The sequence below is a fragment of the Nonomuraea sp. NPDC050540 genome (assembly GCF_044457485.1).
Lineage (GTDB): Bacteria > Actinomycetota > Actinomycetes > Streptosporangiales > Streptosporangiaceae > Nonomuraea.
Genome location: NZ_JBITHA010000001.1, coordinates 436133 through 455874 on the forward strand (window position 1 = coordinate 436133; position 19742 = coordinate 455874).

The following is a 19742-nucleotide window of genomic DNA, read 5'->3' on the forward strand; positions in this document are numbered from 1 at the left end:
GTCAGGACGGGGCGTCCAGTTCGCCCAGCGCGAGCGCGGACGCCTCGTCCAGGTCAAGCTTGGCCCCGAACTCCGACGCCTGCTTGTACGCCACCTCGCCCAGCGATTTCTGGCACTCCTTGACCAGCTTGTCGTGGTCGTCGGTGAGCCACGGAGCGCCCAGCATCGGCAGGCCCGCGGTCTTCCAGTTCTGCTGCAGCGCGCCGAGCAGGCGAGCCGACAGCAACGGCTGCTCCAGCGCCGTGTAGATGCGCGCGGTCGTCTCCAGCGCGATCAGCGTCCCCAGCGTGTCGTGGAAGTGCCGCTTGATCCGCAGCCCCTCCTGGGCGTCCTGCAGCGCGTCGTCGGCCCTGCCGGTGGCCAGCCGGGTGAGCGCCAGCGCCCAGTAGGCGTAGGAGCTGACGAACAGCTCGCCGCGCTCCTTGCACACCTGCAGGCAGTCGACCAGCAGCGACTCGGCCTCATACAGTTCGCCCTGCGAGGTGAGCACGATCGACAGCTCGACGATGGCGGGCAGCAGGCCGGGGTTGAGCTCCTTGTTGTCGGTGTTGAACTCGATCGCCACGCCCAGCAGCGCGCTGGCCTTCTGCAGGTCGCCCTGGAGCAGCGCCGCGGTGCCCTGCATCTTGGAGGCCAGGATGACCGCCTTGGAGTCGCCGACCCTGACCGCCTCGGTGCTGCACTGCTCGGCCGCCGACAGGGCGCCGGCGCTGTCGCCCTGGGCGCTGCGCACGTACGACAGCACCCACAGCGCCTTGCAGCGTTCCTTGCTGGGGGTGGGGTTGGCCTGCAGCGCCCGCTCCAGGTAGAGGCGGCCCTCGCGGGTGAAGCCGCAGCAGATCCACATGAACCACAGCGACGACAGCAGCTTCAGCGCCTGTACGGCCTCGCCCGCCGTCTGCAGCGCGTGCTCCAGCGCCACCCGGACGTTGTCATGCTCCTGGCGCATGCGCACGAACCAGTAGATCTGCCGCGGGCCGGACCAGGCGTCCTCGCTGCGCTGGGCCAGGCTCAGGTAGTACTGCAGGTGCTTGTGGCGCATCTGCTGGCTCTCGCCGAGCTTGTCCAGCCACTCCTCGCCGTACTCGGCCAGGGTGTCGATCAGCTTGTAGCGTACGCCCGCGTGGTTGCTGCGAATGAGCAGGATCGACTTCTCCACCAGGCCGGTGACCAGATCGGTGATGGCCTCGGAGGGCAGCCGGTCGTCGGCGCACACGAAGCGGGCGGCATCGAGCTCGAAGTCTCCGGCGAAGACCGACAGGCGCGCCCACAGCAGCCGTTCGGCCGGTTCGCACAGCTCGTGGCTCCAGCCGATGGCCGCGCGCAGCGTCTGGTGGCGGGGCAGCGCGGTACGGCTGGCCCCGGCCAGCAGGCTGAACCGGTCGGCCAGCAGCGCCAGGATCTGGTCCACCGACAGCGCCCGCAGCCGCACCGCGGCCAGCTCGATCGCCAGCGGGATGCCGTCCAGGCGGCGGCACAGCTCGGCCACCGAGCCGATGTTGTGCTCGTCGAGCACGAACTCCGGCATCACGGAACCGGCGCGGTCGGCGAACAACTGCACCGACTCGTTGGTGAACAGGCTCTCGGTCAGGTCCTCGCCCGGCACCTGCAGCGGCGGAACGGGCACCACCCGCTCGTACGGCAGGTGCAGCGACTGCCGGCTGGTGGCCAGGATGCGCAGGCTCGGGTTGGCCGCCAGCAGCTCCTCGACCAGCTCGGCGCAGCCCTGGACCAGATGCTCGCAGGTGTCGATGATGAGCAGCATGTGCCGCCCGCCGACCCACTCCGTCAGCGACTCCGACGCCTCGCGCGAGGACTGGTCGGCGATGCCGAGCGCCGAGGCGATCGTGTGCTTGACCATGCCCGTGTCCTGCAGCCGGGCCAGGTCGGCGAACCAGACGCCGTCCTCGAACTGGGAGCGGACCTGATGGGCCAGGCGCAGCACCGTGCGCGACTTGCCCACGCCGCCGATGCCGGTGACCGTGACCAGGCGTGACTCACCCAGGTGGCGTTTGAGATTGGCGAGCAGGCGGTTCCGGCCCACGAAGCTCGTCAGCTCCGCCGGCAGATTGCCTTCTCGCCGCCAACCTGTAGGGGTGGCCATGGGCAGCCTCACGGGGGGTTAGGCGACACCTGCAATGGCATCGTACCCCCGGTCAAACCTGATGTCCTTGGGGCTGCGGTCGGCGCGGGGTCGGGTTTGTTCGTCTCGGTAGCATGTATTCCGTGAGCGAATTTCTCCCGGAGCAGACCGCCGACGACACCGACGTGGCGTGGGGCGACTGGCGCGAGGCCGACGACGACACTTTCTACCTGGAGAACAAGCCCCCCCACTGGGCCTAGGACACCACGTCCTTGCGCCGGAAGCGGCGGAAGGTGAAGGCCAGCAGCAGCGCCGCGTACGTCACCGAGATCGAGGCGCCCTTGGCCATGCCGCCCCAGTCGATGGTGGGCGCGAGGGCGTCCAGCCAGGCGGTGTTCCAGAACGTCGGCAGAAACTCCCGCAGCGTCCCCAGGGCCTCGACCGCCTGCAGGATCGTGCAGACGATCCACAGTCCGACCGCGCCGCCGACCGCGCCGAGCGGCGAGTCGGTGACCGTGGAGATCAGGAACGCCAGCGCCGCCACCACGAGCTGGCTGACCAGCGCGTAGCCGATCACGATGCCGAAACGCGGCAGCACGTCCAGGGCCGGGATGACCTCGCCGGTGCCCGGCACCTGGATGTCGTCCCAGCCGAAGGCGACCGTCCCGGCCAGCAGCGCCATGAGCGGCAGCGCGACGACCGCGGCGGCGGAGAAGCCCAGGGCCACGATCAGCTTCTGGCGCAGCAGGCGGTCGCGCGGCACCGGCGCGGCCAGCAGGTAGCGCAGCGACGACCAGTTCGCCTCGCTGGCCACCGTGTCGCCGCAGAACAGCGCCACCGCCACCACCAGCAGGAAGCTGGCCGAGACCGACAGCGCGAAGGCGGCGAAGTTCAGGCCGCTGGCCGTGGCCAGGTCGGAGATGCGCAGCCCGGCCTGCTGCCCGCTGGGCTGCTGGGGGCCGAACTGGAAGGCGATGACCAGGATCCACGGCAGCGCGAGCAGCAGCCCGAACATGACCATGGTCCGGCGCCGCTTGAACTGGCGGACGATCTCCACCCGCAACGGGAGCGTCCTGCCCGGCGCGTAGCCCTCCGCCGTGTTGGGCCGCCCGCCCTCCTCCACCGCCGTGAGGAGTGCCTCCTTCGTCCGCTCCTCGCTCACGAGTTCTCTCCGATCAGGTCAAGGAAGACGTCCTCCAGGCGTGGCCCGTGGCCGTTGGAGCTGGCCAGCAGGGCGGCCACCGGGCCGGTGGTGATCAGGCGGCCGCGGTGCATGACGACCACGTGGGTGCAGGTCTGCTCCACCTCGGCCAGCAGGTGACTGGAGACGATCACCGTGCGGCCGTCGCGGGCGTAGCGCTTCAGCACCTCGCGCATCTCCCTGATCTGGGGCGGGTCGAGACCGTTGGTGGGCTCGTCGAGCACCAGCAGGTCGGGCAGGCCCAGCATCGCCTGGGCGATCGCGAGGCGCTGCCGCATGCCCTGCGAGTACGTGCGCACGGCACGCTCCAGCGCCGCGCCGAGCCCGGCGATCTCCAGCGCCTCCTCCATATGCGCCTCGGCCGCCGGCCTGCCGGTCGCCGCCCAGTACAGCTCGATGTTCTCCCGGCCCGACAGGTGCGGCAGGAAGCCCGGCCCCTCCACGAACGAGCCCAGCCGCGACAGCACGGGCGCGCCCGGCGTGACCCGCTCGCCGAAGATGCGGATCTCGCCGGCGTCCGGGTGGATGAGGCCCATCATCATCCGCATCGTGGTGGTCTTGCCCGCTCCGTTCGGGCCGAGCAGGCCGAGCACCTGGCCCTGCTCGACGCGGAACGACAGCTCGTCCACGGCCTTCTCGCCGTTGCGGTAGGCCTTGGTCAGCCCGCTGATCTCCAGCGGCGCCGAGCCCTCCCCGTCGGTACGGCCCGCCGTACCCCCGCGTGCCCTGCCCGTGACCAGCAGGACGGCGGCCAGCACGATCGCGGCCAGCGGCATCGCCCACACCCACCACGCGACGCCGCTCGGCGGGGCGCTCAGCGTCGCCACCGTCGGCACGCTCAGGACGGGCGCGGCGAGCGCGACCCGGTAGGAGGCGGGCTCGGCCGGGGTGGCGAAGCCCATGTCGGTGGTGGTGACGGTCAGCCGGAGCCGGTGACCCACGGCGAACCGGTGGTCGAGCGCGGGCAGCGCGACCGTCACGTCGGCGCTCTGCGCCCCGTCGGGGATCTTCACGCGCAGCGGCGAGACCAGCCCGGCGGGCAGGGTGGGCGGCTGGATGGCGTCGGGGACGTCGTACAGCTTGGCGAACAGCGTCACCTCGCCCTTGCCGTGGACGCGCAGCTTCACCGACGGCGAGCCGGTCAGCTGGAGCGGGGCGGTCAGCGGTGCCGACTCGAAGCTCGCGGCCTGGCCCGGCATGTCGAGGGAGACGCTCAGGTTGTTCTGGGCGCCTCCGCCGCCGAACAGGCCGCTGACGCCGGGCACCGTGGAGATGGAGGCGGGGTTGCCGCCGGGCGGGTTGACGATGTTCTGCTCGGGGCCCGCCAGCGTGACGTCCGTGGTGGTGGTGCCGGACAGGCCCGGGTACGCGCCGGTCTCGGGGTGCAGGCGGATGCGCTGGCGGGTGCCGGGGTCGCGGCCGCCGTCCCTGGTCACGGTGAACGCCTTGACCGGGGCCGCCGCGGTGTCGCCCTTGAGGTAGCGGGCCAGCCAGGACGAGGTCTGGTCGTAGAGCCAGTCGGCCTCGCCGTTTCCGCCGTCATGGCCGCCGTCGAACCACATGACGCTCACCGGCGTGCCCGGCGCGATCGCCTTCGCGTTGGCGTCGGCGTGGCCCAGCGGGAACAGCGAGTCGCGCTGGCCCTGGATGAGCAGCGTGGGGGCCTTGACGCGGCCCTGGACGGAGCTGGGGCTGGCCTTGCGCAGGAGTTCGACCGCCTGGGGCGTGGCCCTGCCGGTCGTGGCGACCTGCTGGTAGATCGCGCAGATCTCCGGCAGGAAGCGGCCGCAGCGCGCCTCGTCGGCGGTCATCGGCGCCGGCCGGCGGGTGAGCGCCTGCAGGCCCTGGGCCGAGGGGGCGCCCCTGCCGAAGAAGAAACCCGCCCACAGGCTCTTGAACACGCCGCTCTGCGCGCCCTGGCCGGTGGCGTCGGGGAAGAGGGCGTCGGCCAGGTCGTACCAGGTGATCTGGGGGACGATCGCGTCCACCCTCGCGTCGTGGGCGGCGGTCATCAGCGCGATGGCGCCGCCGTAGGAGCCGCCGGCGATGCCCACCCGCGGGTCGCCCGCCTTGTCCAGGACGACCTCGGGGCGCTTGGCCAGCCAGTCGATCAGCTGCTTGACGTCCTTGACCTCGTAGTCGGGGGAGTTCAGCGCGATCTGGCCGGTCGAGCGGCCGAACCCGCGGGCCGACCAGGTGAGGACGGCGTAGCCGTCGCGCGCCAGCCGTAGCGCGTCGTCGCGGACGCTCTGCTTGCTGCCGCCGAAGCCGTGCGCGAGCAGGACCGCGGGCGCCTTCCCGCCGCCCGCGGGCGGGAAGAACGTCGTGTCGAGCTCCACCCGCTGGTCGTCGGCGGGCCCGTCGGTGACGGCGAGGCGGCTCTCCTGGCCGCGCACCTCCGGACCCGACGGCCACACCAGCCACGCCACCGCCCCGATCAGGGCAAGTACCGCGACCAGCGCGGACACTCTTCTCATGGAGTCGGAGCATACTTACCGATTCTGAGAGATCACTGAGATCCGCAGGTGGAGGGCGGCGGTGGCCAGAACCACGACGGCCGTGGCGGTGTGGATGGCGAGCGCGGCCATGACCGAGCCGCCGTTGGCCAGGATGACCGCGGCGTCGCCGAACGGGATCAGCGAGATCACCGCCAGGCTCCAGCCGAGCGCCCTGCGCTGGCCCGACAGCAGCAGCGCCAGCGGGATCAGGCCGGACACCACGTCGCGCACGCCCTTCACGTTGAGGAATCCGGCAGCCTCCGCGCCGGGCCAGGCGGGCAGGCCGAAGCTCGGGGCGGTGGCCATCGGCGTGAACAGGTAGCTGAAGCCGACGTAGCCGATCATGAGGGCGGCGATCCAGGTCAGTGCGGCGGCGGTGACGCGCAGGGCGCGGGCGTTGTTCTTCATGGCCACAGCTTCGGCATTGATGCTTGGAAGGGACTTGGAGTCCGGCTTGGAGCTCCTCGTACCATGTGGGGCGATGGTGCGGATCAGGGTGCTCGGGTCGTTCGCGGCCGAGGTCGGCGGGGTGGCGGTGCCGCTGGGCGGGCCGCTTCAGCGTGCCGTTCTCGCGGTGCTGGTGGCGGCGCGCGGGCACGTGGTCTCCGCCGACCGGCTGATCGACGACCTCTGGCACGACCGCGCCCCGGCACAGGCGCTCGCGTCCCTGCAGGCGTACGTCTCCAATCTCCGCAGGCTTCTCGAACCCGGCCGGACGCCGCGCACGCCCGCGCGGCTGCTGGTGAGCGCTCCTCCGGGGTACGCGCTGCGGCTGGCCGGGGACGCCGTGGACGCGTGGGAGTTCGAGCGGCTGCTGGACGAGGCGCGCTCCCTCGACGGCGCCCCGGCGCGGGCCCGGCTGGAACGGGCACTCGGGCTGTGGCGGGGACCCGCCTACGCCGAGGCGGCCGAGGCCGGATGGGCCCTCGCCGAGGTGGCGCGGCTGGAGGAGCTGCGGCAGGCGGCGCGGGAACTGCGGGTGGCGGCCGGGCTGCGGGCGGGCGACGCGGCGGGGACGGTGCCCGAGGCCGAGGTGCTCATCAGGGAGGCCCCGCTGCGCGAGGAGGGCTGGCGGCTGCACGCCCTGGCCCTGTGGCACGCGGGGCGGCAGGGAGACGCCCTGGCCACCCTGCGGCGGGCCCGCGAGGTGATGGCCGGGGAACTGGGGCTGGATCCCGGGCCGGTGCTGGCCGGGCTGGAGTCGGCGATCCTGAACGGGCGGGTGGAGGCGGTCGCGGCGCCGGTCGCCGCCGCTCCGGAGGACGGGGGAGCGCGGGCCGTACCGGATGGCGGGGAGTTCGTGGGGCGCGCGACCGAGCTGGAGGCGCTGCTGCGCGCGGCCGCTTCCGCGCGCTCCGGCGGACCCGGAGTCGCGCTCGTGAGCGGGGAGGCCGGGCTCGGCAAGACCTCGCTCCTGCGGCGGCTGCACGAGCGGCTGACCCTCGACGGGTGGCTGGTGGCCGCGGGAAGCTGCCCTCGCGCCGAAGGGGTCCCGCCCGCGTGGGCGTGGGGTGAGATCCTGCGGGCCGTGGCCGCGCACGCGCCGCCGCCGGCCGAGCTCGCGCCCACCCTCGCGACGCTGCTCGGCGAGAGCGCCACCGTGGACGGCGACGCCGCCACCGGCCGCTTCCTCCTGCACAGGGCGGTCTGGTCGTGGCTGGCCGGAGTGTCCGGGGAACGTCCGCTGGCCGTCATGCTCGACGACCTCCACTGGGCCGACGCCGAGACGCTCGCGCTGATGTCCGGGCTGGAGGGCAGGGTGCTGCTCGTGGCCGCCTACCGCGACGACGAGCTCGACGGCGGCTTCACCGAGACGTTCGCCGCGCTGGCCAGGCGCGAACCGCTGCGTCTGCCCCTTCCCGGGCTGACGCCGGAGGCGGTGGCCGCGCTGCTGTCGGGGCTGAGCGAGGTGCCGGTCGACGCCCCCACCGTGGCGGCGCTGACCGAGCGCACCGGCGGCAACCCGTTCTTCGTCCGCGAGACCGCCCGCCTGCTCGACAGCGAAGGCGTCTTCCGGCCCGCCGCCGGCGCGCGGGCGCTGCTCGACGGGGTGCCGCAGGGGGTGCGGGAGGTACTGCTGCGGCGGCTGGCCAGGCTGCCCGACGGCGCCGTCAGCGTGCTCAGGCTGGCGGCGGTCGCCGGGCGGGAGTCAAGCGTCGACGTGCTCGTCGCCGCCTCCGGCCTGGGTGAGGAAGCGGTGCTCGACGGCGTGGAGTCGGCGCTGATCGCCGGGCTGCTCACGGAGCCCGGGACGGGGCGGGTGCGGTTCGTGCACGCGCTGGTGCGCGAGACGGTGGCGGGTGAGCTGTCGATGGCCCGCGCCGAACGGCTGCACCTGCGCATCGGCGACGCCCTGGAAGCACATGCGCCGGACGACGCGTCCGCGCTGGCCTACCACTACGCGCGGGCGCGTTCCCCCAAGTGCGTCGAGTACGGCGTGCGCGCCGCCGAGCTGGCCGAGGCGCGCTTCGCCCACGCGGCCGCCGTGGACCTGCTCACCGACGTGCTGGCCCACCTGGACGGCCAGGGCGTGCCGCACGCCCAGGCCGAGCGCATCGGCCTGCTCGGCAGGCTCCTGCGCGCCCAGGTGCGGGCCGGAGACCTCGGCGGCGCCAGGGCCACGAGACAGCGCGCCATCGACGCCGCCGACGGCGACCCCGGCCTGCAGATCGCCGCCTTCACCGCCTGGACGGGCCCGGTCCCCTGGCAGAACCACGCCTACGGCAGCGTCGACCGCCCGCTCGTGGCGCTGCTGGAGCGGCTCATGGAACGACCCGGCCTGGATGAGGCGGTGCGCTGTCGTCTGCTGGACGCCTACGCCGCCGAACTGGCCGCCCAGGGCGCCCCCGAGGCACGGGCCGCCGCCCGGCGCGCGGTCGCGATCGCCACGGGCCTGGACGACCCGTCGTTGCTCGCCCGCGCCCTGTCCACCCTCGCCCACGACCTCGACCCGGTGCTCGACGCGCGGGAACGCGCCGGGATCGCCGAACGGCTCGCGCGGGTGGAGGCGCCCGAGTACCGGTGGTACACGCTGTTCCTGCGCGCCACTGTCGCCGTCGCCGAGAGCGAGCCCGATCGGGCGCTGGAGCTGGTCGAGGAGAGCCTGGAGCTGGCCAGGCGCTACCGGATGACCGAGCCGGTGAACGTGGGGGAGTGCGCGCTGGCCACCCTCGCCCGCATCCGGGGGGACGACGTCGCGGCCCGCCGTACCTATGCCGAGGCCACGGCGCGGATGGCCGGGCACGGCTCGCTGCACGCGCACGGGTACCTGCTGCTCGTGCGGGCCACCTTCATGGACGAGGACCTGCCGGAGGTGGCGTGGCGGCTGCTGGAGGAGTACGGCGGGCTCGCCGCCGACCTGGTCGCCGTGGTGCTGGCGGCGGAGGGACGGCTGGATGAGGCCCGCGAGATGCGGCGGCGGGCGGTGCCGATCAGGGCCGACTACTTCTTCCCCGTCTTCGCCGCCTTCCGCGCGACGGCGATGGCCGCGCTGGAGGAGCGTGAGGGCGCGCGTGAGCTGTACGACGCGCTGCTCCCGCACGCAGGTGGGCCGCCCGCGGGGGCGGGCAGCATGTCGGTCGCCCTGCCGCCGCCCGCGCACACGCTCGGGCAGCTGGCCCGCCTGCTGGGCGAGGAGGGTACGGCCCGCGCCCACTTCACCAGGGCCGCCGGCATCGCCGACCGCTGGGGCGCCCACCGCTGGGCCGCGGCCTCCCGTGAAGCGGCCGCCGCTGCCGTGATGCGGGCCGCCGGCTCCCGTGACGCGGGCCGCCCGCCGCCGTGAGGCGGGTCAGGCCAGGATGGCGTAGACGGTGCTGGCGTGGGCGGCCGGGTCGGCGGCGCCGTCGGGGGTGAGGGTGACGTCGGAGAATGCCAGCGTCCTGCCCAGCTTGGTGATCCGCACGTGCACCAGCACGTCCTTGCCCGCCACCGGCCGCTGGAACGTCGTGGACTGCTGCACCGTCGTCATCGGCACGAAGCCGCCTCTGGCCGAGGAGATCGCGATCACCGTGGCCGTGTCGGCGGCGGCCATCATGGCCTGCCCGCACAGGCCGCCGCCCTGCCTGGCCAGCGCGTCGGACCACGGCAGCCGGACCACCGCGTGGCGCTCACCGACCTCTTCCACGCGCAGCCCGAGGTCCTGGATCCAGGGGGCGAAGTAGTCCCGGAGAATCGCGTCGCCTTCTTCAGGTGTCACGGGGTCATCATGCACGCTGGGGACCATGGGTGTGGAGACCGTCTTTCTGCCGTCGACGTACGGGACTGGTGTGCCCTACGCGTTGTTCGCCCGGTTGCGGGATGAGGCGCCGGTGCACCGGATTCCGGAGCCCGCGGTGGGGCCGTGGCAGGCAGGGCCTGGATATTTCGGGGTATTTCGGCATAAAGAGGTCAAGCATGTGCTGCGTACACCCGAAGATTTCTCCTCCCATCGGGGCGCCACCCAGATCCGCGATCCCGCGACGCCGGCCGATCTCGCGTTCGTGCGCGCGATGATGCTCAACACCGACCCGCCTGACCACTCCAGGCTGCGCGGGATCGTGGCGGCGGCGTTCTCGCCCCGGGCCGTGCGGCTGCTGGAGCGCACGATCGCCGGGCGGGCCGCGGCGCTTTTCGCGGCCGGTGAGTGCGACTTCGTGGAGGTGGTGGCCGACCTGCCGGTCTGGACGCTCGCGCACGTGATGGGCGTGCCGGACGGCGACCGGCGGCTGCTGCACGACTGGGCCTCGCGGGTGATCGGCTACCAGGACGCCGACTACGCGGGGCTGTCCACGGCCGACGCGCGGCGGCTGAGCCCCATGGGACGGCTGGCGCTGGCGGCCCGCCCCGAGCTCGAACCCGGCGTGAACCCCCGCTCGAAGGCCGCCCTGGCCGACATGTTCGCCTACGCCGAGGCACTGGCCGCCACCCCGACCGACGAGACGTCCGTGATGTCGGCCATGCTCAGGGGCGGCCTGAGCGAGGCCGAGTTCCAGAACATGTTCTTCCTGTTCGCCGTCGCCGGCAACGAGACCCTGCGCAACGGCATCCCCGGCGGCCTGCTCACCCTCCTGCGCCATCCCGCCGAGCACGCCCGCCTGCGCGCCCGCCCCGCGCTCCTGCCGTCGGCGATCGAGGAGATGCTGCGCTTCTGGCCGCCCGTCATGAACTTCCGCCGTACGGCCACGCGCGACCTCACCCTCGCCGGCCAGGAGATCAAGGAGGGCGACAAGGTCGTCGTCTACCACGCCTCCGCCAACCGCGACCCGGCGGTCTTCGCCGACCCCGACCGCTTCGACGCCGGCCGTACCCCCAACGACCACGTCAGCTTCGGCTTCGGGCCGCACTTCTGCCTGGGGGCGCATCTGGCCAGGGTGCAGATGCGCGCCGTCTTCACCGAACTGCTGCGCTGGGAGGTCACGCTCACCGGGGAGCCGGTCCGCCTCACCTCCAACTTCCAGAACGGGCTCAAGCACCTTCCCGTACGGCTGCGCCCGGCTTGATCTGCGGTTTGTGTCAAGTCCGCCCCCGATTGCGATGTGGGTAAAGGCCGGGCAAGATTTCGTGCCGTGAAACGAGCAGTAATGATCAAGGACTGGGCTCTGCCGTACTGGACCAGAGGCCAGGCGGGGCGCGAGACGCCACCGGACCTCTTCCGGGTCCTCTACTACGGCTGGCTGGCGGCGTTCTCACTCAAGCTGCTCGGCTCGGCCTGGGACGTCTCCTGGCACTTCAAGTGGCTGCGTGACGACCTGGCCCCACCGCACCTGCTGAACTCGGCCGGAACGGTCCTCGCCCTGGCCCTCACCATCGTCCACGGCTACACCGGCTACGGCGTCGACAGGACGGCGCTGCGGCTCATCCAGTGGGGGACCGGGATCTTCCTGGTGGCCGTCCCGCTCGACCTGATCAACCACCGCGTCAACGGCCTCGACATCACCTCGTGGAGCCCGTCGCACATCCTGCTGTACGTGGGCACGTTCTTCATGATCGCCGGGGTGATCCGGGGCTGGTTCACCGGGGCGCCGCCCGGCCGGGAGCGGACCGTGGTGCTGGGCGCGTTCTTCGCGTTCTTCCTGGAGAACGTGCACTTCCCCGAGCAGCACCAGGAGTACGGCGTGCTGTCCATCGGCGCCTGGGACAACAACTCCGCCTACGCCGAGCCGATCCTGCTGCAGTTCGCCGCCGACCAGATGGGGCGGGAGGTCGACCGGACCACCATGGTCGGCTTCTCGCTGCCGGTGCCGGACGCGCTCTATCCCGTCTACGCCGTCGTCGTCGGCATGACCGTGCTGGCCGTCGCCCGGCTGATGATCGGCCGCTTCGGCAGCGCCACGCTGGTCGCGCTCGCGTACGTGGGGTTCAGGACGATCGTGTGGCCGATGCTGACCGCCACCGGGTTCCCGCCGTCGGCGGTGCCGTTCTTCCTGGTCGCCGGGGCGATCGCGGTGGACCTGGCGTTCGCGATCAGGATGCCGGTGGTGCGCGCCGTCGCCGGGACCGTCCTCGCGACCGCGGCCGTCTACGGGGGGCTGATCGCGCAGAGCGCGCTCATGGGCGGCGTGTACGGCACGCTCAACGGCATGCAAGGACTCCTGGGCGCCCCGCCCCTGGCCACGACGTCGGCCCTCTGGGCGGGAGCGGGGCTGCTGGCCGCGTGGCTGGCCTGCGAATGGTTCGTCAACCGCTTCGAACTCCACCCCCTCGAACCCCGCGACATCGTCCCCGCCTGAGCGCCGCGGCGAGCCGCGCGGCCGTGCCCGCCCATGTGCTCGGCCGGGCCGCGCGGGGTGGTGCCGGCCTGGGCGGTCAGCCGATCGAGGCGCGGGTGATGGCCACGGCGACGCCGTAGGCCAGGCCCATCACGGCCACCTCCGCGCTCGCCCAGCCGACCACGGAGGTGGCCTTTCCCGCGGCGATGCCGGGCAGCAGGCGCCACCTGATGTGCGCGGCCGGCGGCACCAGCAGCGCGGTCAGGGCGACCTTGGTGACGACGAGCAGGCCGTACTCGGTGGTCAGGATCGCGCCCGGCAGCTCCACACCCGGCGTCAGCGCCAGCGTGCCGAGCCCGCTGACCAGCCCGGACGCGGCCACCAGCACCAGCGCGAGCGTCGCCAGCCGGGAGAACCTGGGCAGCGCCGTCGCCAGCAGGTCGCGGCGCGGCGCGAGGAACACCACGGTGGCCAGCAGCCCGCCGGTCCAGGCGGCGGCGCCGATCACGTGCAGCTCCATCGAGATCATGATCGGGTCGTGCCAGACGGAGTCGACCGCGTGCCCGGTCACCGGGATCGGCAGCAGCCCGAACGCCGCCACCACGATCCGCAGCTCAGCCGGCACCTTCTCGCCGAACCGCACCGCCATCAGCCCGATCCCCGCCGCCGCCAGCGCGCACGCGGCGCTGAACAGCAGCCCCTGGCCGGTGCCCACGCCGTTCACGTAGGCGGCGATCATGCCGAGGGTGGGGACGCCGCCCGGGTTGAGCTCGGCGGCCTGGAAGACGATGGTGACGAGCGCGCAGATCGCCCACGCCCAGGCGGCGGTGACCGCCAGCGGGCGCACGCGCCGGAGAACCGGCTCGGTGCGCTCCGGCTCGTCGAACCCGAGCAGCTTGGGCAGCAGGCTCAGCCCCACGGTCGCCACCGCGGCCACGTCGAGCAGCACCCGCACGACCGGCAGCCCGAAGGCCACCACCGGCCCCGGCAGCACGATGCCCGGCACCGCCTCCTGCGCGGTCACCGTGCTCGCCACCACAGCCGACGCAACGGCGGCCAGCACGAACACCCCGGCCATCCCACGCACCCCGGCCAGTCCGCGGTCGGCGGGGTCGCGGTCGGTATCCGGACCGGGCGCCACGCTCTCGTGGTCCTCGCTCTTGCGCACCGGCGCGGTGCCGCTCATGCCCGTGTGCCCTTGCCGCCCGGCGACGGGGCCTCGGGTGAAGCGGGCTGGGCGCCTCTGCGCAGGGCGATCACGGTTCCGGCCGCGAGCAGCAGCAAAGCGCCGGCGATCCAGACGACCGCCATCCCGGCCCCGCCGTTGGCCGCCGCTTCCGCCGCCCGCGCGCTGAGGTCGGCCGACCCCGTCGCCGGCTGTGCCACCGCGGTGGCGCCGGGCCGCCCGTCGGGCGGCGCCTCGCCGGCCGGGGCGGACAGCTTGAGGGTGAAGCGCACCTGGCCGGTCACCGGGTGCCCGTCCGAGGACAGGATCCGGTAGCCGACCACATACGCGCCGTTCGCGGTCAGCGCCTTCAGCGGTACGCTCACCCGCTCCTTGGCCACCACCGTCGCGCCCGCGGTCAGCGCCTCGCCCCCCGGCCCGGTCAGGCCGATCTGCGCGTAGCCCTGCCGTACCGGCTGGTCGAAGACGAGCGTGACCCGCTGCGGCGCCGCGGTGAGCACCGCGTCCGCGCGGGGATCGCTGGAGACCAGCACGTTGTGCGCCTGCGCTGGAGCGATCCAGCCGCCGACCGCCGCACAGGCGAGCAGCAGGACCGTGAGAAGCCGCCTCACCGATCTTGACCTTCCCTCGAACACCTCGAAACCCGTCTATGGTCCCACCTATGGATGACCTGTTCGGCGGTGCCGCCCCCTATTACGCCAGACACCGCGCCGACCACGGCGAGGCGGCGATCGACCGGCTGGCCGCGGCGTTCGGCGCGCGGGCCACCGTGCTCGATCTGGGCTGCGGACCCGGCACGGTGGCGATCCCGCTGTCGGAGCAGGTGGAAGGGGTGCTGGCGGTCGATCCGGCTGAGGAGATGCTGGCCGAGGGGCGCGAGCTCGGCGCCGGGCGGTCGAACATCCGGTGGCTGGCCGGCGATTCGACGACGTTGCGGGAACTGCCGGGCTTCGGCCACGTGGTGATGGGCCGTTCCTTCCATTGGATGGACCGGCGGACGGTCCTCGCCGATCTGGACGGCCTGCTGCCGCCGGACGGGATCGTCGCCTTGGTGGGCCCCACGCGCGACCACGAGAACCTGCCGTGGGAGCCGGTGACGCGGCGGGTGCGGGAGGAGTTCGGGGTGAACGGGCTGACCGCCCGCGACTCCTTCCAGGCCAGCGGAAAGCATCATGACGAGGTGCTGGCCGACTCGCCGTTCGGGGACCTGGAGTCGGAGGTGTTCACCTGGCGGCGCGATCGGGACCAGGACGACGTGATCGGCCTGCAGCTGTCCTACTCCTACTCGGCGCCGGCCCGCCTCGGCGAGCGCAAGGACGCCTTCGTCGGCGCGCTGCGCGCCGCCCTGACGGCGGCGAACCCGTCGGGCCGCTGGGTGGAGGAGGTCCGCACGCAGGTCCTGCTCGCCCGCCGCCCCTGAGCACACATGCTCTAAAGTACGGCGAAGCAAACCATTATCGGCAAGAAGGAACCGGCGATGAAGGTGCTCAGCGGAGCCATGCACTACTTCCGGACGCTGCCCAGGCAGTGGCCGGACCGGCTGGGCAAGCTGCGGGCGATGGGTGTGGACACGGTCGAGACGTACGTGCCGTGGAACCTGCACGAGCCACGCCCCGGCCGCTTCGACTTCACCGGCCTGGCCGACATGGAGGGCTTCTTCCTGGCGGCGGGGGAGGCCGGGCTGAAGGTCATCGTGCGGCCCGGGCCGTACATCTGCGCCGAGTGGGAGAACGGCGGGCTGCCGTCATGGCTGCCCGGCCCCTACCGCTGCCACGACCCGCGCTTCCTGGAGCCGGTGGACCGTTTCTTCGACGAGCTGATCCCGCGCATCGCCGCCCACCAGGCGACCAGGGGCGGCAACGTCGTCATGGTCCAGGTGGAGAACGAGTACGGCTCCTACGGCACCGACCCCGTCTACCTGCGCCACCTGGCCGACGGACTGGTACGGCGCGGCATCGACGTCCCGTTGTTCACCTCCGACGGCGCCACGGACCTGATGCTGACCGGCGGCACGCTGCCCGGCGTTCTGGCCACGGCCAACTTCGGCAGCGGGGCCGAGCGGCAGTTCGAGGCGCTGGCGCGGCACCGGCCGGACGACGACCCGTTCTGCATGGAGTTCTGGAACGGCTGGTTCGACCACTACGGCGAGCAGCACCACACGCGCGACCCGCGGGACGCCGCCCAGGCCCTGGAGGAGATCCTGGAGCGCGGTTCCGTCAACTTCTACATGGCCGTCGGCGGCACCAACTTCGGCTTCTGGGCCGGGGCCAACGCCGACGGCGACACCTACCAGCCGACCGTCACCTCCTACGACTACGACGCGCCGATCTCGGAGAGCGGGGCGCTGACGCCGAAGTTCTGGGCCTACCGGGAGGCGCTGGGCCGGCACGCCGACCTGCCGCCTGTGCCGGAGAGCGTCCAGGAGTCGCTGCCGCCGGGGCAGGTGGAGCTGGGCGAACGGCTGGCGCTGCTCGACTGCCTGGACGTGCTCTCGACCGGGACCGTGCGCAGCGCGGCCACGCGTACGTTCGAGGAGCTCGGCCAGGACTACGGCCTGGCCGTCTACCGCACCCGGATCCCCGGTCCGCGCGGCGACGCGCTGCGGGTGCGCGTCAGAGGGCTGCGCGACCGGGCGAACGTGCTCGTCGACGGCGCCGTCGCCGGGGTGCTGGAGCGCAACGGGAGCTCCGACGTGGAGGTCAAGACGCCCGCGGAGGGCGCCGAGCTGACGCTGGTGGTCGAGGCGATGGGCCGGGTCAACTACGGCCCGCTGGTGGGCGAGCGCAAGGGCGTCCTGGACGGCGTCCAGCACGACCAGCAGTACCTGTTCGGCTGGGAGATCGACCCCGTGCCGCTGTCGGACGTCTCGGCGCTGCCGTGGGGGCGCGCGTCCGCCGCCGAGGGCCCGGCCTTCCACCGCGGCACCCTCCACGTCGAACGGCCCGCGGACGGCTTCCTCGCGCTGCCCGGCTGGGTCAAGGGGCACGTGTGGGTCAACGGCTTCCACCTCGGCCGCTACTGGGACAAGGGCCCGCAGGTCACCCTGTACGTGCCGTGGCCGCTCCTGCATGAGGGCGCCAACGAGATCGTCGTGCTGGAGATGGACGGCGCGCCCCGGGACGCCCGCGTCGAACTGCGGCCGGAGCCCCAGCTCTAGCGTGCGTACCGGTCCCGGGCTGGAGGGCCCGGGACCGGCCTCTCGGTTCCACCCCCACGTGACGCGCGGCCGCTCGGGGTGTCGGCCGCGCCGTTCGCCGGAACCGGAGGCGCCCCCAGGTGGGCGGTGGGGGCGCCCCGGCGTTCCCTAGGTGGCGGCCTAGGGCGTCCAGGTCAGCTCTTGGTGGTGCCGCCGCGCTGACCGCGGCGCAGGGGGAGGGACTGCTTGGCCAGCCGCCGCGAGAGCGCACCGCCCGACGCGGTGCGTTCCGTGGTTCCCCGCGAGGCCGCCCTGACCTTCGCGAAGGGTTTCGGCGTCTCCACCTCCGACCGCCGGCCGGTACTGTCCTCGTGCTGCTCGCGCGACTGGCGCGACTTGGAACTCACACGGAACACCTCCCCGATTTATGGCTTTATGTCCGTTTTGTCGGGAGGTGAAACGTTGCCGGAAGGTGAAACACGCAGACGCCGCACGGCCAGCGCCGCCGCCCGCACGGCGCCCGCCGGGAACATCCTGGCCCCGCGCCACGCCATCCGCCCCGAGGCCGGAGCCACGATGAGCGCCTGGTCGCGCGCCACCCCGCGCAGGATGTCGCGCGCCAGCGCGTCCACCGCGTACAGCCGCCCCTGGGCCCGCACCGCCGCGCTCCTGGCCTGCCGGCCCATCTCGGTCTCCGGCAGTCCCGGGTTGGCGTGGTCGAGCAGCGGCGTGTCGGTGAACCCCGGGCACACCACGCTCACCCGCACGCCCCGCGCCGCCGCCTCCGCCCGCAACGCCAGCGACAGCCCGACCACCGCGTGCTTGGTCGTGGTGTAGGGCAGCATGAACGGCGCCGGCACCAGCCCCGCCATCGACGCGGTGTTGACCAGATGCCCGAACCCCTGCTCCAGCATGATCGGGTACGCCGCGTGCACCCCGTGGACCACGCCGCGCAGGTTCACGTCGACGGCCTTGTCCCAGTGCGCCAGGGACAGTTCCTCGGTGGCGCCCCCGATGGCGATGCCCGCGTTGTTGAACACGAAGTCGAGCCGCCCGCGCTCCTGCCGTACCCGGTGGAAGAGGGCGGCCACGGCCTCGGCGTCGGTGACGTCGAGCGGGGCGAAGTCCAGCCCGAACTCCGCGGCCACCCGCTTGCCCGCCGCCTCGTCGAGATCGGCGATCGTCACGGCCACGCCCTTCAGGGACAGGTCACGGGCGAGCGCCCGGCCGATTCCCGACGCGCCTCCGGTGACGATCGCGCACTTCACCCGCCCGGCGGGCGAGGGGCTCACGCGCTCTTCCCGCTCGGCGCCCAGATGCCCATGACCTGCCAGATCCGCCGGGTGAGCGGGTTGACCAGGCCGACGTCCACACACAGCTCGCGGGTCTTGCCGACCGAGTCGCGGATCTCCGCCGCGGCGGCCTGGCTGTCGGTGTAGACCTCCCTGACCACGTGCGGCGGGACGTTGAAGCGCTTGATCATCGGGCCGGGCGGGGCGAGCATGATCCGGGCCATGACGCCCAGGATGATCGGCGAGATGATCCCCAGCAGCAGTCTGCGGTGGCGGGGCATGCGCGGCACCCGGTTGCGCAGGTAGTGCCGGGCGAAGGAGATGTGCCTGGCCTCCTCCGCGATGTGGATGCGCATGATCGTCTCTTCCAGCGGGTGGTGCTTTCTGCCGTCCTTGAGCATCTTGCGCTGCACGTGGTCGATGGGGTCCTCGCCGCCGAGCACGAAGATGAAGAACAGCTCGGTGGAGATCAGCGGGATCCACGGCGCCACCTGGGCGATGAGGCTCAGCGGCCCCGGCATGCCGCGCACCGGCATCTTCGTGCGGTTCACGAACTCCTGGAACATCATCCCGTGATGTCCCTCTTCGATGGTCTCGTGGTAGACGTAGCGGAACTCCGGCGCACCGTTGGGCAGGCGGTAGGCGTAGTTGAGCAGGCCCCGCTTGAGCAGGTTCTCGAACTGCAGCCCGATCTTCATCGCGGTGGCCACCCTGAACAGCCCGATCCGCGCCCTGACCTCGGGGGAGCGGGACCGGTACCACGCGTGCGCGCCCAGCTTGTCGACCTCGGGCAGCTCCCAGCGCGGGTCGTCCTGGTCGATCAGGAACTCGGGGTCGTCCCAGGGGATGTCCTTGTACGGCTCCCAGTGCTTGTCGACCGAGGCCTTCGAGAGGCGATGGATGACCGTCTCGTAGGCACTGCGGTCGGCGACCGTCTCGTCGGATTCCCGTGCGGCGGTAGAGCTCGGTGCTGCTGTCATCGCAGGCACTCCTCTCCTCGCCACGTAATTGTACGGAGCATCCAATAGCGAGGGAAGAGTGACCCGGCTCACACGTCGTCGACCGTCAGGCCCACCTCCATCGCGGCAGCCGTACGGACGAGCAGGAGGACCTTGCGGCGGGAGATGAGCTTGTCGTGCACGTGCAGCTGTACGGCGAGGCCGTCGATCATCGCGAAGATCCGCCAGCTGGAGGCCTCGGGATCGGCGCAGGTGAATTCGCCGCACTCGACCCCGGCCGCGATGATCTCCTTCAGCACGGTCCTGCCGTGCACGTCCATGCGGCGGGTGGTGGCCTCGAGCTCGGGGTTGCGCATCGACTCCGACCAGGCGTCGATCCAGATGCGCCAGCCCGCGGCCGAGGTGCCCGGCGAGCTCAGTCTGATCAGCGCGCGCAGGCGCTCCTTCGGCGGATGCGGCGAGCGCTCGATCTTGCCGATCGCGTTCAGGTGCTGCCTGGCCGCGTAGGCGAAGGCCTCGGCGATCAGCTGTTCCTTCGTCTCGAAGTGGTAGAACAGCAACGCCTGGCTCACGCCCGCCGCCCGGGCGATGTCGAGGGTCCGGGTATGCCCGAACCCACGGGCCGCAATCACCTCGCAGGCCGTCTTGAGGAGATCCTCACGTCGTAATCGGCTGAAACCCCGTGTCACAGCCGAGAA

16 protein-coding genes are annotated in these 19742 nt (G+C 72.5%); 5 read left to right on the top strand and 11 right to left on the bottom strand.

What is annotated here, in order from left to right:
* Nucleotide 1 precedes the first annotated feature (1 nt).
* From ACIBI5_RS02025 to ACIBI5_RS02040, 4 genes are all read right to left on the bottom strand, one after another.
* Entirely contained in the window at nucleotides 2-2044 is a 2043-nt protein-coding gene (locus ACIBI5_RS02025) for an ATP-binding protein (RefSeq protein WP_397242219.1), read from the bottom strand.
* Nucleotides 2045-2339: 295 nt separating this feature from the next.
* Complete coding sequence (locus ACIBI5_RS02030) at nucleotides 2340-3245, bottom strand: ABC transporter permease (protein WP_397242221.1); 906 nt, start codon at nucleotides 3243-3245, stop codon at nucleotides 2340-2342.
* Complete coding sequence (locus ACIBI5_RS02035; RefSeq protein ID WP_397242223.1) at nucleotides 3242-5761, bottom strand: CocE/NonD family hydrolase; 2520 nt, start codon at nucleotides 5759-5761, stop codon at nucleotides 3242-3244. The genes ACIBI5_RS02030 and ACIBI5_RS02035 overlap by 4 nt, the downstream gene beginning before the upstream one ends.
* Before the next feature lie 15 nt (nucleotides 5762-5776).
* Nucleotides 5777-6190 (bottom strand): DUF4267 domain-containing protein, encoded by a 414-nt coding sequence (locus tag ACIBI5_RS02040; protein ID WP_397242225.1) that lies wholly within the window; start codon nucleotides 6188-6190, stop codon nucleotides 5777-5779.
* Between the two features lie 73 nt (nucleotides 6191-6263).
* On the opposite strand from ACIBI5_RS02040, the gene ACIBI5_RS02045 reads away from it, so the two are divergent.
* Nucleotides 6264-9566, top strand: a complete 3303-nt coding sequence (locus ACIBI5_RS02045) for a BTAD domain-containing putative transcriptional regulator (RefSeq protein WP_397242227.1) — start codon at nucleotides 6264-6266, stop codon at nucleotides 9564-9566.
* A gap of 6 nt (nucleotides 9567-9572) precedes the next feature.
* Here ACIBI5_RS02045 and ACIBI5_RS02050 read toward each other — a convergent pair whose 3' ends face one another.
* Entirely contained in the window at nucleotides 9573-9980 is a 408-nt protein-coding gene (locus ACIBI5_RS02050; protein WP_379609655.1) for a PaaI family thioesterase, read from the bottom strand.
* Nucleotides 9981-10005: 25 nt separating this feature from the next.
* On the opposite strand from ACIBI5_RS02050, the gene ACIBI5_RS02055 reads away from it, so the two are divergent.
* Both ACIBI5_RS02055 and ACIBI5_RS02060 read left to right on the top strand, forming a co-directional pair.
* Entirely contained in the window at nucleotides 10006-11262 is a 1257-nt protein-coding gene (locus ACIBI5_RS02055; protein ID WP_397242229.1) for a cytochrome P450, read from the top strand.
* Between the two features lie 66 nt (nucleotides 11263-11328).
* Nucleotides 11329-12492: a hypothetical protein gene (locus ACIBI5_RS02060; protein WP_397242231.1), complete on the top strand. Its 1164-nt coding sequence runs from the start codon at nucleotides 11329-11331 to the stop codon at nucleotides 12490-12492.
* A gap of 76 nt (nucleotides 12493-12568) precedes the next feature.
* Here ACIBI5_RS02060 and ACIBI5_RS02065 read toward each other — a convergent pair whose 3' ends face one another.
* Entirely contained in the window at nucleotides 12569-13657 is a 1089-nt protein-coding gene (locus ACIBI5_RS02065) for a copper resistance D family protein (protein ID WP_397242233.1), read from the bottom strand.
* Nucleotides 13654-14268 carry a copper resistance protein CopC gene (locus ACIBI5_RS02070; protein WP_397242235.1) on the bottom strand — a complete coding sequence of 205 codons (615 nt, stop codon included), beginning with the start codon at nucleotides 14266-14268 and terminating at the stop codon, nucleotides 13654-13656. The genes ACIBI5_RS02065 and ACIBI5_RS02070 overlap by 4 nt, the downstream gene beginning before the upstream one ends.
* Before the next feature lie 50 nt (nucleotides 14269-14318).
* Between ACIBI5_RS02070 and ACIBI5_RS02075 the strand changes: the two genes are divergently transcribed.
* Together ACIBI5_RS02075 and ACIBI5_RS02080 are read left to right on the top strand one after the other, a co-directional pair.
* Entirely contained in the window at nucleotides 14319-15077 is a 759-nt protein-coding gene (locus tag ACIBI5_RS02075; RefSeq protein ID WP_397242237.1) for a class I SAM-dependent methyltransferase, read from the top strand.
* 57 nt (nucleotides 15078-15134) lie between these two features.
* Entirely contained in the window at nucleotides 15135-16814 is a 1680-nt protein-coding gene (locus ACIBI5_RS02080) for a beta-galactosidase family protein (protein WP_397242239.1), read from the top strand.
* Nucleotides 16815-16987: 173 nt separating this feature from the next.
* Here the strand turns inward: ACIBI5_RS02080 and ACIBI5_RS02085 are convergent, their stop codons facing one another.
* From ACIBI5_RS02085 to ACIBI5_RS02100, 4 genes are all read right to left on the bottom strand, one after another.
* Nucleotides 16988-17200: a hypothetical protein gene (locus ACIBI5_RS02085; RefSeq protein ID WP_379609662.1), complete on the bottom strand. Its 213-nt coding sequence runs from the start codon at nucleotides 17198-17200 to the stop codon at nucleotides 16988-16990.
* 18 nt (nucleotides 17201-17218) lie between these two features.
* Nucleotides 17219-18085 carry an SDR family NAD(P)-dependent oxidoreductase gene (locus tag ACIBI5_RS02090; RefSeq protein ID WP_397242241.1) on the bottom strand — a complete coding sequence of 289 codons (867 nt, stop codon included), beginning with the start codon at nucleotides 18083-18085 and terminating at the stop codon, nucleotides 17219-17221.
* The gene (locus ACIBI5_RS02095) at nucleotides 18082-19065 is read right to left on the bottom strand and encodes a diiron oxygenase (protein ID WP_397242243.1); all 984 of its coding nucleotides are present in this window, start codon (nucleotides 19063-19065) and stop codon (nucleotides 18082-18084) included. Before ACIBI5_RS02095 ends, ACIBI5_RS02090 begins: the two co-directional genes overlap by 4 nt.
* A gap of 68 nt (nucleotides 19066-19133) precedes the next feature.
* The gene (locus ACIBI5_RS02100; RefSeq protein WP_397242245.1) at nucleotides 19134-19733 is read right to left on the bottom strand and encodes a TetR/AcrR family transcriptional regulator; all 600 of its coding nucleotides are present in this window, start codon (nucleotides 19731-19733) and stop codon (nucleotides 19134-19136) included.
* Nucleotides 19734-19742: the final 9 nt, after the last annotated feature.

Bases quoted from the DNA above. Each gene is read 5' to 3' on its own strand.
- ACIBI5_RS02035 (WP_397242223.1), bottom strand. From the start codon at position 5,761: ATGAGAAGAGTGTCCGCGCTGGTCGCGGTACTTGCCCTGATCGGGGCG.
- ACIBI5_RS02040 (WP_397242225.1), bottom strand. From the start codon at position 6,190: ATGAAGAACAACGCCCGCGCCCTGCGCGTCACCGCCGCCGCACTGACC.
- ACIBI5_RS02045 (WP_397242227.1), top strand. From the start codon at position 6,264: ATGGTGCGGATCAGGGTGCTCGGGTCGTTCGCGGCCGAGGTCGGCGGG.
- ACIBI5_RS02055 (WP_397242229.1), top strand. From the start codon at position 10,006: ATGGGTGTGGAGACCGTCTTTCTGCCGTCGACGTACGGGACTGGTGTG.
- ACIBI5_RS02065 (WP_397242233.1), bottom strand. From the start codon at position 13,657: ATGAGCGGCACCGCGCCGGTGCGCAAGAGCGAGGACCACGAGAGCGTG.
- ACIBI5_RS02075 (WP_397242237.1), top strand. From the start codon at position 14,319: ATGGATGACCTGTTCGGCGGTGCCGCCCCCTATTACGCCAGACACCGC.
- ACIBI5_RS02080 (WP_397242239.1), top strand. From the start codon at position 15,135: ATGAAGGTGCTCAGCGGAGCCATGCACTACTTCCGGACGCTGCCCAGG.
- ACIBI5_RS02095 (WP_397242243.1), bottom strand. From the start codon at position 19,065: ATGACAGCAGCACCGAGCTCTACCGCCGCACGGGAATCCGACGAGACG.